Origin of the sequence: Caballeronia sp. S22 (genome assembly GCF_964261745.1) — a bacterium.
GTDB lineage: Bacteria > Pseudomonadota > Gammaproteobacteria > Burkholderiales > Burkholderiaceae > Caballeronia > Caballeronia jiangsuensis.
The window spans coordinates 567,953-582,037 of record NZ_OZ180036.1; the positions used below are offsets into that span (position 1 = coordinate 567,953).

13 protein-coding genes are annotated in these 14,085 nt (G+C 64.3%); 9 read left to right on the forward strand and 4 right to left on the reverse strand.

All coding sequences use genetic code 11. The features are described 5' to 3' along the window. Positions 1–1,398 carry a cytochrome ubiquinol oxidase subunit I gene (locus ACEN42_RS17730; RefSeq protein WP_371882009.1) on the reverse strand — a complete coding sequence of 466 codons (1,398 nt, stop codon included), beginning with the start codon at positions 1,396–1,398 and terminating at the stop codon, positions 1–3. Between the two features lie 350 nt (positions 1,399–1,748). On the opposite strand from ACEN42_RS17730, the gene ACEN42_RS17735 reads away from it, so the two are divergent. Next, positions 1,749–2,621, forward strand: coding sequence for a neutral zinc metallopeptidase (locus tag ACEN42_RS17735; RefSeq protein ID WP_371882010.1), 873 nt, complete (start codon positions 1,749–1,751; stop codon positions 2,619–2,621). A gap of 197 nt (positions 2,622–2,818) precedes the next feature. Beyond that, positions 2,819–3,721, forward strand: coding sequence for a flagellar brake protein (locus tag ACEN42_RS17740; protein ID WP_371882011.1), 903 nt, complete (start codon positions 2,819–2,821; stop codon positions 3,719–3,721). Positions 3,722–3,750: 29 nt separating this feature from the next. Here the strand turns inward: ACEN42_RS17740 and ACEN42_RS17745 are convergent, their stop codons facing one another. Beyond that, positions 3,751–4,404 carry a DsbA family protein gene (locus tag ACEN42_RS17745; RefSeq protein WP_187606187.1) on the reverse strand — a complete coding sequence of 218 codons (654 nt, stop codon included), beginning with the start codon at positions 4,402–4,404 and terminating at the stop codon, positions 3,751–3,753. Positions 4,405–4,469: 65 nt separating this feature from the next. After that, positions 4,470–5,810, reverse strand: coding sequence for an NAD(P)/FAD-dependent oxidoreductase (locus ACEN42_RS17750; RefSeq protein WP_371882012.1), 1,341 nt, complete (start codon positions 5,808–5,810; stop codon positions 4,470–4,472). A 289-nt stretch (positions 5,811–6,099) separates the two neighbouring features. On the opposite strand from ACEN42_RS17750, the gene ACEN42_RS17755 reads away from it, so the two are divergent. Next, positions 6,100–6,531, forward strand: a complete 432-nt coding sequence (locus tag ACEN42_RS17755; protein ID WP_035503645.1) for an OsmC family protein — start codon at positions 6,100–6,102, stop codon at positions 6,529–6,531. Positions 6,532–6,570: 39 nt separating this feature from the next. Here the strand turns inward: ACEN42_RS17755 and ACEN42_RS17760 are convergent, their stop codons facing one another. Next, complete coding sequence (locus ACEN42_RS17760; RefSeq protein WP_371882013.1) at positions 6,571–7,509, reverse strand: LysR family transcriptional regulator; 939 nt, start codon at positions 7,507–7,509, stop codon at positions 6,571–6,573. 132 nt (positions 7,510–7,641) lie between these two features. On the opposite strand from ACEN42_RS17760, the gene ACEN42_RS17765 reads away from it, so the two are divergent. From ACEN42_RS17765 to ACEN42_RS17790, 6 genes are all read left to right on the forward strand, one after another. After that, complete coding sequence (locus ACEN42_RS17765; RefSeq protein ID WP_309884829.1) at positions 7,642–8,487, forward strand: fumarylacetoacetate hydrolase family protein; 846 nt, start codon at positions 7,642–7,644, stop codon at positions 8,485–8,487. Continuing rightward, a complete protein-coding gene (locus ACEN42_RS17770) occupies positions 8,484–9,227 on the forward strand; it encodes an SDR family oxidoreductase (RefSeq protein WP_371882014.1) in 744 nt (247 codons plus the stop codon). Before ACEN42_RS17765 ends, ACEN42_RS17770 begins: the two co-directional genes overlap by 4 nt. A gap of 34 nt (positions 9,228–9,261) precedes the next feature. After that, positions 9,262–10,578 (forward strand): MFS transporter, encoded by a 1,317-nt coding sequence (locus ACEN42_RS17775; protein WP_187606192.1) that lies wholly within the window; start codon positions 9,262–9,264, stop codon positions 10,576–10,578. 282 nt (positions 10,579–10,860) lie between these two features. Further along, positions 10,861–11,955: a calcium:proton antiporter gene (locus tag ACEN42_RS17780; RefSeq protein WP_187606193.1), complete on the forward strand. Its 1,095-nt coding sequence runs from the start codon at positions 10,861–10,863 to the stop codon at positions 11,953–11,955. 102 nt (positions 11,956–12,057) lie between these two features. Beyond that, positions 12,058–12,846 carry an ABC transporter substrate-binding protein gene (locus ACEN42_RS17785; RefSeq protein WP_371882015.1) on the forward strand — a complete coding sequence of 263 codons (789 nt, stop codon included), beginning with the start codon at positions 12,058–12,060 and terminating at the stop codon, positions 12,844–12,846. 73 nt (positions 12,847–12,919) lie between these two features. Then, on the forward strand, positions 12,920–14,041 hold the full coding sequence (locus tag ACEN42_RS17790) for a succinylglutamate desuccinylase/aspartoacylase family protein (RefSeq protein ID WP_371882245.1): 1,122 nt from the start codon (positions 12,920–12,922) through the stop codon (positions 14,039–14,041). Positions 14,042–14,085: the final 44 nt, after the last annotated feature.

The window sequence follows — 14,085 nt, forward strand, 5'->3', positions numbered from 1 at the left end:
TTATGCTCCCTCGATGGACTGTTGCGGCAGGCTGAGCGGAGCTCGCGCGCTGCCGTCGGACGGTTGCGCGGGCGAGCCCGGCAACGCGGGACCGTGACGCAGAAGTTTCAGCAAGTAGTAGATGCCGGTGCCGAACACGATCGTGTAGACGATCACGAACGCGAGCAGCGACACGCCGACTTGCTGCGCGGTGACGGGCGATACGGCATCGGCCGTGCGCATCACGCCGTACACGACCCACGGCTGGCGCCCGGCTTCGGTCGTGACCCAGCCCGCGAGCAGCGTGATGAATCCGGTCGGGCCCATCGCCAGTGCAAAGCGATGGAACCAGCGCGCATCGAACAGCCTGCGCTTGCGATGCAGCCACCACGCGGCGATCGACATCACGATCATCAGCACGCCGAGACCCGCCATCACGCGAAAGCTCCAGAACACGAGCGTCGAGTTCGGGCGATCTTCCTTCGGAAACTCCTTCAGGCCGCGGATTTCGCCGTCCCAGCTATGCGTGAGGATCAGGCTGCCGAGATGCGGAATCGATACGGCGTACTTAGTAGTTTCGGCTTCCATGTCGGGAATGCCGAAGAGATTGAGCGCGGTGCCGCCTTTCTCGGTTTCCCAGATGCCTTCGATCGCCGCGATCTTCGCCGGTTGATGCTCGCGCGTGTTCAGGCCGTGCGCATCGCCGACGAGCGCCTGAATCGGCGTCAAGGCGAGCAGCAGCCAGAGCGACATCGAAAACATCTTCTTGATGGCGGGGTCGCGCCGGCCTTTCAGCAGATGCCACGCGCCGGTCGCGGCGACGACGAGCGCCGCGACGATGAACGCCGCGATCGCCATATGCGCGAGCCGGTACGGAAACGACGGGTTGAAAATGATCGCCCACCAGTCCACCGGCACGACATGATCGCCTTCGATGCGAAAGCCCTGCGGCGTCTGCATCCAGCTGTTGGACGCGAGAATCCAGAACGTCGAGATGATCGTGCCGATGGCGACCATCAGCGTCGCGCCGAAGTGTGCCTTCGGACCGACCTTGTTCCAGCCGAACAGCATGATGCCGAGGAAGCCCGCTTCGAGGAAGAACGCGGTCATCACTTCGTACGTGAGCAGCGGCCCGGTGATGGGACCGGCGAAACTCGAAAAGCCGCCCCAGTTGGTGCCGAATTCGTACGCCATGACGACGCCCGACACGACGCCCATGCCGAATGCGACAGCAAAGACCTTCGACCAGAAGAGACACAACTCCTTGTAGACCGGCTTGCCGGTTTTGAGCCAGGCGCCCTCGAGCACCGCGATGAAGCTCGCGAGTCCGATGGAAAGCGCCGGAAAGATGATGTGGAAAGAGACGGTGAACGCGAACTGGATCCGCGCCAGATCGAGTGCTTCGGGAGTCGAATGCATGATGACTTGTGCCTTGAAGTTCACACCCAGACGTGTAACGGGGCGGAGCTTAGCGCCATTTCGAGAAAGTGTTGCGCTGCGTCAGTGAATCTGCATTGCGCGCAAATGCCGCAGTGGCAAGGGTTTGGCGGCGCTACGAGGTTGATTCATTGGCTATTTTGAGATGCCCGGATGATGCGGTGCGGCAAGAACGCGCACGCGTCTTCGCGACAATCGACCGCACTGATTGCATCCGCGCGATGAACCGCCGGGAAAGATCTTTTACGTTGTAATGGCACGAGACGTGCGATGGGCGCGGGTACCATAATGTTTTTGACCACGCGCACCGCGCGGGTAGAAGGAGAAGGATCATGCGCCTCGACGACCAGCCAGAAAGTCAGAACGTGGAAGACCGGCGCGGTGGAGGCGGCTTTCGGGTCGGCGGCGGGTCGCTCGGTATCGGGACGATCATCGTGGCGCTCGCGGCCTCGTATTTCTTCGGCATCAATCCGATGACGATCATCAACGGCGCGCAGGTGTTGCAGGGCAACGCGCCGCAACAGCAGGCCGCGCCGCGCAACGCGCAACCCGCAACCGACCCCGGCGCCGTGTTCGTGCGCCGCGTGCTCGGCAATACAGAACAGACGTGGCAGCACATCTTCCGGGCGCAGTTCAATCAGGACTATCCGACGCCGAAGCTCGTCATGTTCTCGGGCGCCACGCAGACCGCGTGCGGCACGGGACAGACGGCGATGGGGCCGTTCTACTGTCCCGGCGATCGCAAGGTCTATATCGATCTGTCGTTCTATCGCGAGTTGCGCGATCGCTTCGGCGCGAGCGGCGACTTCGCGCAGGCCTACGTGATCGCGCATGAAGTCGGGCATCACGTGCAGAACGTGCTCGGCATCATGGGCAAGGTCGATCAGGCGCGTTCGCGGATGACGCGCGAACAGGCGAATGCGCTGTCGGTGCGCGTCGAGTTGCAGGCGGACTGCTTCGCGGGTGTCTGGGCCGCCGTCGCGCAACGCGACAACGCGAAGCTGATCGAACCGGGCGATTTCGAGCAAGGGCTGAACGCGGCCGCCGCGATCGGCGATGACCGTCTGCAACAGCAGTCGCAAGGGCGTGTCGTGCCCGAGGCATTCACGCACGGCACGAGCGAGCAACGACAGCGCTGGCTGCGGCGCGGCATGTCGTCGGGCGATGTCGGCCAGTGCGACACGTTTTCGGCGCGCGCGCTCTGATCGGAGAGCGCAGTTCGCTAAAAGCGTTATCTCATAAAAACTTTTATGCGCATAAACCTGACGCGTCGCTGGGCGGTAGGAAGTCCACGTCGCGTCAAAAATATAAGTGCGCTAACGTAAAAGTTGCCATTCAGCACTTGACGGCGAACCCGGCAAGCATGACGATTGCGGGAAATACTTAAGAATCGTCCGATGAGATGACCGAAGAAACCGTCGAAGACGCGCGCCAGTTGCTGGTTCGCCTCCAAGCTTCCGAGATTCCGCTTAACGCCCGTCTGGAGTGGCCGATCGTCGCCGCCGATGGCGCGTTGCTCTTCGACGCGGGCGCCGTCGTGCCGGATGCCCAGTCGCTCGAATTCATGTTCCGGCATTTCGAGCCGCACCGTGCGATGCGGGAGCCTGCGCCGAGCGCGGCCGACGCGGATGCCGCCACGGACGGGCCGCTGACGCTGGAGGACATCGGTCTTACCATCGGCGCGCGGGTCGGCTTGCGTGGCACCGGCGGCACGGGCTCCGCGATGTATGCGAGTCGCGTGATCGGTTTCTCGACGCCGCGCCGCAACGGAGAGCGCTCGCTATTCGTGACGCAGCCATTGATGGCGGGATTCGATCCGCTCGACCTGACGCTCGGCGAGCAGGTCGATCTGGTCGCGCTCACGGGGCGGGGCGTGTTCCGCTTTGCCTGTACCGTCGATGCCACCTGTCGTGAGCCGTTCAACTACGCGGTGCTGTCGGCGCCGGGCGCGATCCGCAGGCTGCGCACGCGCAAGTTCGCGCGTATGCCGACGCGGCTCGCCGCGCACTTCGTCGCCGATGGCGAGCCGCAAGCCGGCCGGCAACTGGGCCGTGTTAGCGACATCAGCCCTTACGGGATGTCGTTGACCGTCGCGAATCCGGCCGCGCACGTGGGCGATCGTCTGCAACTCGCGTTTCAGTTCAAGACCGATGGCGTCGATGTGAAGATCGACACCATCGCGATCGTGCGCCACGTCGGCTCGATCGATCCGGTCGATGGCAGTGCGGCTTACGGGCTCGAATTTGAATCGCTGGAGCCGTCGCAGCGTATCGCGTTGAAATCGTTCATGGCCGAGCACAGCTAGGACTGCGCGACGGCCAGTTCCGAGGCGGTTCAGACGCCCGGAAAACCGTCCGGAAAGAGACGCCCGACGGCTGCTTCGAAATGCTCGATCGGCGCGGCGCCACGCAGCGCGATCGGCGGCGGCGCTTCCTGACCGGGCGCGGGATCGCGCGACAGCACCGCAAACGGCACGCCGCCCACGCCCAGCTTCTTCGCGAAATCTTCGTCTTCGATCACGAGATCGGTGTAGGTGCCGTCATCGAGCGCCTCTTCGAGCAACTCCGGATCGACGCCGCAGGTCGCCGCGATATCGAGCAGCGAGTCCGTATCGCCGATGTCGATGCCTTCCTCGAAATACGCCTTGAAGATCGCCCGATGCACGACATCGTAGCGGCCCGATTCGCGCGCGAACATGGCCGTCTCGAAGGCCTTGCGGCTGCGCGGCGTGACCGGCGGCATGCGCATCAACACGCCGCGTTCTTCCGCGAGCGGGCGGACCGAGTTTTCCCAGATTTCGACGAGCTTCTCGTCGTTGGGATCGACCAGCGGCGTGGGCTCGGGGCGCAGCTCGAACGCGTGCCAACGAATCTCGACCGCGTCGCCGTACGCGTTGCGGAACTGATCGAGCACGGGCGTCTCGAGGTAGCAGAACGGACACACGAAGTCAGACCAGACGTCGATATAAAGAACAGACGTGGATGCCATGTAAGCCTCAAGCAAAACCGGTATGTTATCGCGTGCCGACGGGCGGCGCGCGCATGTGCGACCGATCAGAAGCCGCCGTCGATCTCGATCTTGCTGCCATCGAAAAACCGTGACAGGCGAAACGCACGTGGATCGACGAGCGGTGCGTCGTTCGCGACGAGGTCCGCCATCAGCTTGCCCGCCGCCGGCCCGATACCGAAGCCGTGCCCCGAGAAACCCGTCGCGATGAAGAGGCCGGGCCGCTCATCCACGCCGGAAATGACCGGCACGGCATCGGGCGTCACGTCGATATAACCGGCCCACGCCTGTTCGATGCGCAATCCGGCAAGCGCCGGAAAGAGCTTGCGGAACTCCGTGAGCGCGGCTTCGTTGAAGGACTCGACGGGCGCGGGATCGAGCGTGCGCTGGCTCTCGAAGACGGTCGGCCGATCGAGCGGCCAGCGGCGCGGCCGGCGCAGTTCCTCGAAAAAGCGCGCATTCAGTCCCAGCTTGATCGAGCCGAGCTGACTTTTCAGCGCGGGCAGGAATCTGGCGAGCAGGCGAAAGCTGTCCGGCGTGATGTCGTGATAGCTATGAAAGGCATTGGCGATGGTGTAGCCGCCGTCGAGACGCTTACGGTAGCCCATGTCCTGATTGCACGCGCTCACTTCGGGGCCGTTTTCCAGCGGCGACGTGCGCATCACCGACGAGCGCACCATGAGTTGCGGCACATCGACGCCGATGCTGCCGGCGAAATAGCGCGTCCACGCGCCACCCGCGACGACCACGCTCGCACAGCCGATGCGTCCGTACTCGGTGACGACGCCGCTGATCGCGCCGCCGCTCGTCTCGATGCCGCGCACCGCGCAAGGCGTCAGCACTTTCACGCCGCGTTCGCGCAGCGCGGCGGCCATCGCGGGCACGGCGCGTTGCGGCTCGGCGCGGCCGTCGCTCGGTGTGTAGATGCCGCCCGCGAAGCGTCGCGCGGTGCCCGACATCAACGTGCCGGTTTCATCGGCCGAGACGATGCGCGAATCGAGCGCGTCGCGGCCCACGAGCGCCACGGCGCGCGCGAGCCATGCTTCGTGATCGGCGAGCGCTTTCGCATCGTCGGCGGCGTAGAGGATGCCGCATTCGCGAAAACCTGTGTCGATGCCGAGTTCGGCATCGATGCGTCGCCAAAGCGCGAGGCTCCTGAGACTCAGTTCGAGTTCGCGCAAGTCGCGATGCGTCGCGCGGCACCAGCCCCAGTTGCGGCTCGACTGTTCGCCCGCGACGTATCCCTTTTCGCATACGGCGACCGACAGGCCTTTGTTGACGAGCGCACGCGCGGTGCTGATGCCGATGATTCCACCGCCCACGATGACGACATCGACGTGATCGGGAAGCGTGCGGTCTTCGGGAATGCGTTCGGTTGGTGGACCCATGTGATGTGCGCCTTACGGCCTTTCGATGAATTTCGCGGGTCACAGGATGCTAAGTGAATCGATTGTTTTTGACCATACGAATCGGTATAACCCGAACGGCATAAGCCGGTTTCGCAGCCTCCCTGCGCCCGCACGCGCGATCCGCTACGATGAACAACGACGCGCTCGACATAACCGCTCGGCCGAAGCCGGGCACGGCGCATGCGGCTCATTAAGACGTGCATCACACGTGCGCCGACGTCGCGCGGCGCCGGTCATCGCAGTTCCACTTCATCTCTGGAGAACTTTCGTGCAAAAGACAGCATCGGCAAAATGGAGCGGCGGCATCAAGGACGGCAAGGGTTTCATCTCGACGCAAACCGGCGTGCTCAACGAAGCGCCATACGGCTTCAAATCGCGCTTCGAGGAAGGTCCGGGCACGAATCCGGAAGAACTGATCGGCGCGGCGCATGCGGGCTGCTTCACGATGGCGCTCTCGCTGCAACTGGAGATGGCCGGCATGAAGGCCGAAAGCCTCGAAACGAAATCGACGGTGACGCTGGAAAAGGACGGCGAGGGCTTCACGATCACCGCGTGCCAGCTCGATCTGAAGGCGAAGATTCCCGGCGCAGATAAAGCCGCGTTCGACAAGGCCGCGCAGGCCGCTAAAGAAGGCTGTCCGGTGTCGAAGCTCTTCGCGGGCAACGCGAAGATCACGTTGAACGCCGAGCTCGTTCAGTAATCGATCAGGCAGTCGGGCAGGAAGACGCGGACGGGCACATCATCCGTCCGCGTTTTTTTCGCGCGTCAGTTCCTCGATGATGAGCCGCGCAGGCGCGGGCAACGGCACGCCTTTTCTTGTCACGACGCCATACGGCTCCGTGCGCGAACGCACCGCGATTGCGAGCCGCCTCGCGAGTCCGTGTTCAGCGAGAAAGCTCGCCATGTCGAGCGGCATCATCGCGACGAGCGTGGGGTCGCGTTGCAGCAACAAAACTGTCGTGATGGTCGATGCCGTCTCGATCGGATGCACGGGCAGCGGCAGGCCGGCTTCCTTGAACTCGCGCTCGTAGACGCTGCGGATCGGCATGATGGCCGGATAGACGATCCATCGGCTGGATGCGAGTTCGCTCAGTTCGACACGCGGCGCATCGACGAGCGCATGCTCGACGCCCGCGACGATCGCGAGCGGCTCATCGCGCAATTCGACGTAGTGATATTGATCCGGCTGGCGCGCGACGCTCGCCCGGCAGATCGCGACATCCAGCCGTCCCTGATCGAGCAGCGCCAGAAGCCGGGCGCTCGTGTCTTCGACCACTTCAACGGTCAGCGCCGGCTGGCGCTCGCGCAGGCGCGCGAGGGCATCGACGAGCACGCCCGACACCGCGCCCGTAATCGCGCCGATCGCGAGCCGCCCGCCCGTGCCTTGCAGAATCCCCGCCATTTCCTCGCGCAAATGCGCGACGTCCATGTGAATCAGGCGCGCATAGCGGATCACGCAACGCCCGAGTTCGTTGGGCTGGATGCCTTGCGCCGAACGCGTGAAGAGCGTCGCGCCCAGCGTGGCTTCGATCTCGCGCAGCGACTTCGTCGCGCCCGGCTGCGTGAGCGCCATTTCGTCGGCGGCGCGATGCAGCGAACCGTGATCGTCGAGCGCGATCAAGAGGCGCAGTTGCTTGAGCCGCAGGCGCGCGGCGATGGAATCGGCATTCGGCAGCATGGCTGAGAGCGGCTAGGGGACTACGAGAAGATAACGGAAAGTTATCGCCTCGGCAGCAGCTTTCATTATTCAGGCGCGTGCGGCTTATCTACATTGTGGGCTTCTGCTCAACCGTCAAGGAAACAACGACTCATGAAGCTGCTTCGATACGGCGCGCCCGGCCGGGAAAAACCCGGCGTTCTCGATTCCAGCGGCGCGATCCGCGATTTGTCCGGCGTGATCGGCGATATTGCCGGCGACGCGCTCCTGCCCGAATCGCTCGCGCGCCTCGCGAAACTCGATCCGTCGACGCTGCCGCTCGTGCCTTCGTCCGAGCGTATCGGGCCGTGCGTCGGGCGCATCGGCAAGTTCATCTGCATCGGGCTGAACTACGCCGATCACGCGGCGGAATCGAACCTGCCCGTGCCTTCCGAGCCGGTCGTGTTCAACAAGTGGCTGTCGGCGGTCGTCGGCCCGAACGACGACGTGCGCATTCCGCGCGGCTCGAAGAAGACGGATTGGGAAGTGGAACTCGGCGTCGTGATCGGCAAGGGCGGCGCGTACATCGACGAAGCCGATGCGATGAGCCACGTCGCCGGTTATTGCGTGATCAACGACGTGTCCGAGCGCGAATATCAGATCGAGCGCGGCGGCACCTGGGACAAGGGCAAGGGCTGCGACACGTTCGGCCCGATCGGACCGTGGCTCGTCACCACCGATGAAGTGCCCGATCCGCACAAGCTGCCGCTCTGGCTCGAAGTCGACGGCAAGCGCTATCAGAACGGCAACACCGCCACGATGATCTTCAAGGTCGGCGAAATCGTCGCCTATCTTTCGCGCTTCATGAGCCTGCAACCGGGCGATGTCATCTCGACGGGCACGCCGCCGGGCGTCGGCATGGGACAGAAGCCGGAAGCGGTCTATCTGCGCGCGGGGCAGACCATGCGCCTCGGCATCGAGGGACTCGGCGAACAACGGCAACGGACGGTGGACGCATGAATCGGTACGACTTTACGAGCCGCGCGGCCGTGGTGACGGGCGGCGCGCAGGGCATCGGTTACGCGGTGGCGGAGCGTCTGCTCGAAGGCGGCGCGCGCGTCGCGCTGTGGGATCGCGATGAAGGCGCGTTGTCCGAGGCGCGCGCTCGTCTGGGCGACGTGCAAACCGTGCTCGTCGATCTGACGGATCGCGAAGCGGTCGCCAAGGCCACGTCGCGCACGCAGGAAGGCTTCGGGCAAATCGACGTTCTCGTGCACAGCGCGGGCATCGCGGGCGCGAACGCGACGGTCGCGGACTACGCGCCGGAAGAATGGTTGCGCGTGATCGACGTCGATCTGAACGCCGCGTTCCACGTCAATCAGGCGATCGTCAGGACGATGATCGCGCGCGGCTATGGACGCATTGTCAATATCGCGTCGATCGCGGGCAAGGAAGGCAACCCGAACGCATCGGCGTACAGCGCGGCGAAGGCGGGCGTGATCGCATTAACGAAGAGCCTCGGCAAGGAAACGGCAGGGCTCGATATCGCGGTGAACGCCGTGACGCCGGCCGCCGCGCGCACGAAGATTTTCGATCAGATGAAGCAGGAGCACATCGACTACATGTTGTCGAAGATTCCGCGCGGGCGCTTTGTCGAGGTGAAGGAGATCGCGGCGATGGTCGCGTTCCTGGCGTCCTCCGAGAACTCGTTCACGACGGGCGCGGTGTTCGATTTGTCCGGAGGACGCGCCACTTACTGACATCGCTGCATCCAGAAAAATACAAGGAGACAACGTGGATTCCATCGCCGCCCCGCGCGACGTCGCGCACGATGACGCCCAGATTTACCGCAAGGTGTTCTGGCGTTTCGTGCCGCTCTTCGTCGCATGCTTCGTGTTCTCGTATCTCGACCGCATCAACATCAGCTTCGCGAAGCTGCAGATGCAAAGCGAACTCGGTTTCTCCGACGCGATGTACGGCTTCGGCGCGAGCGTGTTCTTCGTCGGCTATTTTCTGTTCGAGGTGCCGAGCAATATCGTCCTGCATCGCGTCGGGGCGAAGCGCTGGATTGCGCGCATCATGATCACGTGGGGCATCGCGTCGGCGTGCATGATGTTCGTCCATACCGAAACCTGGTTCTACGTGCTGCGCTTTCTGATCGGCGCGCTCGAAGCGGGCTTCGTGCCGGGCGCGCTGTATTTCTTCACGAAGTGGTTTCCTTCGTCGCGGCGCGGGCGCATCAATTCGTTCTTCATGGCGTCGATCGCGCTGTGCGGGATCATCGGCAGTCCGCTGTCGGGCGCGATCATGAAGTTCTGCGACGGTCTCAACGGCATGCCCGGCTGGCAATGGCTCTTTCTGCTCGAAGGCATTCCGTCGGTGCTGCTCGGCTTCGTCGTGCTCGCTTTCGTCGATGACGACGTCGATCACGCGAAATGGCTCGATGCCGACGAAAAGCGCGCGCTCAAGGCGCAACTCGCGCGCGATCCGAAAGTCGGCGAAGTGCATTCGCTGAAGGCCGCGTTCAGCGAGCCCGTCACGCTCGTGATGGCGCTCATCTATCTGTTCCTCGCAATGGGCATCTACGGTCTCGTCTTCTGGATGCCGCAGCTCGTCAAGACGGCGGGCACGAGCGATCCGTTCAAAATCGGCCTGATTTCGATGCTGCCTTACGCGGTCGCGGGCATCGGCATGATTCTGATCGGCAGACACTCGGACCGCACCGGCGAACGGCGCTGGCACCTCGGCGCCTGCGCGCTCGCGGGCACCATCGGCTATGTGCTGTGCGGCTTCTTTCCGGGCAATACCGTGATGCTCGTGATCGGCCTCACGATCGCGGCGACCGGCATCATCACGTCGCTCGGGCTCTTCTGGATTCTGCCGACGCGCTTTCTCACCGGCATCGCGGCGGCGAGCGGCATCGCGCTGATCAATTCGGTGGGGCAGTTCGGCGGCATCATCAGCCCGTACATGGTCGGCAAGGTGAAGACGATGACGGGCAGCGCGACGCCCGGCCTCTATGCGATCGCGTTCGCGTGCCTGCTCGGCGCGATGCTGATCGTATGGGGTTTGCCGCGCCGTCTCTACTTCCGGGAAAGCGGCGGCGAGTGACCGCATCCGGCGCGCGGGGCCGTTCCTTCGAGCGGCCTTGCGTGCAACCAGCCGCCTGAGCCACTACGCTCCGACCATCACGCGCTCGCGTCCACGCACGCGGGCGAACGCGCGACGCCGCGTTTTCGCTATCATGCCGATGGTCTGCGGCCCTTTGTCACGGTAATCTCTCCGCACGCGCGGCGCCCGAGCGGGTCCGATTCATTCGGCGCGTTTTTGCAGACCTTGCGGTTACATCGCATGAGCCGACGATCCCATTCACCCGATCCGCCCGGAGCGCCGATGAAATTCAAGCTGGACTGGACCCTCGCCACCCCGATTCTCGCGCTCGTCGTGCTGGCCGGCGCCGCGTTCATCCACAACACCGCGATGATCGTGCTCGCGGCAATCGCGCTCGCGTTCGCGGTGTTCGCCGCCGTGCATCACGCGGAAGTGGTGGCGCACCGCGTCGGCGAGCCGTTCGGCACGCTCGTGCTCGCGATCGCGGTCACGGTGATCGAGGTCGCGCTGATCGTCTCGGTGATGCTTTCCGGCGGCCCCGAAAAGGCCGGACTGCCGCGCGATACCGTGTTCGCGGCGATCATGATCTGCGGTTGCGGGATCGTCGGCCTGTGTCTCCTGATCGGCGGCTTGCGGCATCACGTGCAGGACTTTCAACTGCAAGGCGCGGCCGCCGCGCTCGCGATTCTCTGTGCGCTTTCCGTGCTCACGCTCGTTTTGCCGAACTTCACGAGCACCGTCGTCGGTCCCGCGCTTTCGACATCGCAACTGATTTTCGTCGGTGTGATCTCGCTCGTGCTGTACGTGACGTTCGTGTTCGTGCAGACGATCCGCCATCGCGATTACTTCCTGCCGTTCACTCCGCCGATCGCCGCCAACACGCCCGACGAAGATGAAGCGCCGCACGCGCCCCCACCCAGCAACGGCGAGGCGTGGCTCGCGCTCGGGTTTCTGATGCTGTCGCTCGTGTCGGTGGTCGGGCTCGCGAAGCTCCTGTCGCCGGCGGTCGAGGCGGGCGTCGCGGCGGCGGGCGCGCCGGAAGCCGTGGTCGGCGTCGTGATCGCCGCGCTCGTGTTGCTGCCCGAAGGTCTCGCCGCCGTGCGTGCGGCGCGCCTGAACCGGCTGCAGACGAGCCTGAATCTCGCGCTCGGCTCGGCGCTCGCGAGCATCGGCCTGACGATTCCGACGGTCGCGGTCGTGTCGATCTTCATGGGCCAGCCCATTTCGCTCGGGCTCGCGCCCAAGGAAATCGTCATGCTGGCGCTCACGCTGATCGTGTCCGTCATCACGCTCGGCACAGGGCGCTCGACCGTTTTGCAAGGCGTCGTGCATCTCGTGATATTCGCGGCTTTCCTGTTTCTTTCGGTCGTGCCTTGATGGGCGTCGCGCGGCGAACCGTGGGCGTTTGATACCATTCACGGTTTTTCGCGCGTCTGCGCGCGATGTTTCGCCGTCTCATCGAAAGTCCCGAAGGAAAACATGTCATTCAAGAAGTCCGCATCGCTCGCGATGCTTGCCGCACTCGCCGCCGTTTCGTTCTCGGCGCACGCCAAAGAGATCACGCAAATCCGCTTCGCCGTCGATCCCTCCTATCCTCCGTTCGAATCCAAGCAGGCCGACGGCAAGCTCGCCGGCTTCGACATCGACCTCGGCAATGCGCTCTGCGCGCAGATGAAGGTCAAGTGCGTGTGGGTCGAAAACAATTTCGACGGCATGATTCCCGGCCTGAAGGCCCGCAAGTTCGACGCCGTGCTGTCCGACATGGGCATCACCGAAGAGCGCCTGAAGCAGATCGACTTCACCGAGCCGCTTTACGACACCCACGCGCAACTCGTCGCGCGCGCGGGTTCCGGCATCCTGCCGACGCCTCAGGCGCTGAAGGGCAAGCGCGTCGGCGTGGAGCAGGGCACGGTGCAGGAGCGTTACGCGAAGGTTAAATGGGAGCCGCAGGGCGTGACGGTCGTGCCTTACGCCGATGAGGAACAGGTCGAGGCCGATCTCGTTGCGGGCCGCATCGACGCGATGTTCACCGACGCCGCGCAAGCCGCCATCGGCTTTCTGAAGAAGCCGCAGGGCAAGCCGTTCGCGCTCGTCGGTCCGATCGTGGAAGACAAGGCGCTCATCGGTCCGGGCACGGCCATCGGCCTGCGCAAGGGCGACGCCGATCTGCAGAACGGCCTGAACAGCGCGTTTGTCGAGATCAAAAAGAACGGCACGTTCAAGCGCATCATGGCGAAGTACTTCGAGACGGATATCTCGATCCAGTAAGCGCCGTTCGATGTACTCGACCGAAAAGGCATCGCTCGCGGTGCCTTTTCTTTTCGACGAGAGATTTTCGAAGATGCAGATTCATCACCATCCGCTCGTCGGTGCGTCGCTCGGCACCGGGCGGGCGATCACGAGCTACCGGTTCGGCCCGCAAAACGGCGATTCGCCCACCGTTTATATCCAGGCGTCGCTGCACGCGGACGAATTACCCGGCATGGTCGTCGCGTGGTATTTGAAGCGGCGCTTCGCCGAACTGGAAGCGACGGGGCGTCTGCGCGCGCGCGTCGTGCTCGTGCCGGTCGCGAATCCGGCGGGCCTGAATCAGCACTGGTTCGGCGCGCAGATGGGCCGCTTCGAGATGGGCTCGGGTCAGGACTTCAACCGGCGCTTTCCCGAGATCGGGCCCGAGCTGGCGCTGCAACTGAAAGACCGCCTCGGCGATGACGAAGCGCACAACGCGCGCCTCATCCGCGCAGCGCTTTCCGACGCGCTCGCTACGCGCAAACCCGCGACCGAACTGGAGTCGCAGCGGCTCGAACTGATGAAGCTCGCGTGCGATGCGGATCTCGTCATCGATCTTCATTGCGACTGGGAAGCCGTCGCGCACCTTTATACGACGCCCGACGCGTGGCCCGCGATCGAGCCGCTCGCGCGCTATCTCGGCAGCGAGGCGCAACTGCTCGCGGACGTGTCGGGCGGCGAGCCCTTCGACGAGGCGTGCACGGCGGCGTGGCGCTATCTGCGCGGCGCATTCGAAGGCCGCTTTCCGATTCCGATGGCGACGAAGTCCGTCACGCTCGAATTGCGCGGCGTGCGCGACGTGTCGCACGACATGGCCGCGTGCGATGCTCAGGCGATCGTCGATTACCTGACGCATATCGGCATGATCGCGGGCGCAGCGCCGGAGCCGCCGCCGCTGCGCCACCCCGCGACGCCGCTCGCCGGATGCGAATACGTGCACGCGCCGGTGTCGGGCGTGATTCTGCATCGACGGGAGATCGGCGAGACGGTGCGCGCGGGCGACGTCATCGCCGACGTGCTCGATCCGCTCGATGACCGGCTCGTGCCGCTCGTCGCGCAGACCGAAGGCGTGCTGTACGCGCGGCACTGGACACGTTTCGCGACGGCGGGAATGCTGGTCGCGCGCATCGCGGGCAAAGACGCGGCGCGGCAGGGCGACTTGCTCGTACCCTAGCGGCGCTGCGCGGTTACCATGGATTCGAAACCGGCCTTACGTCA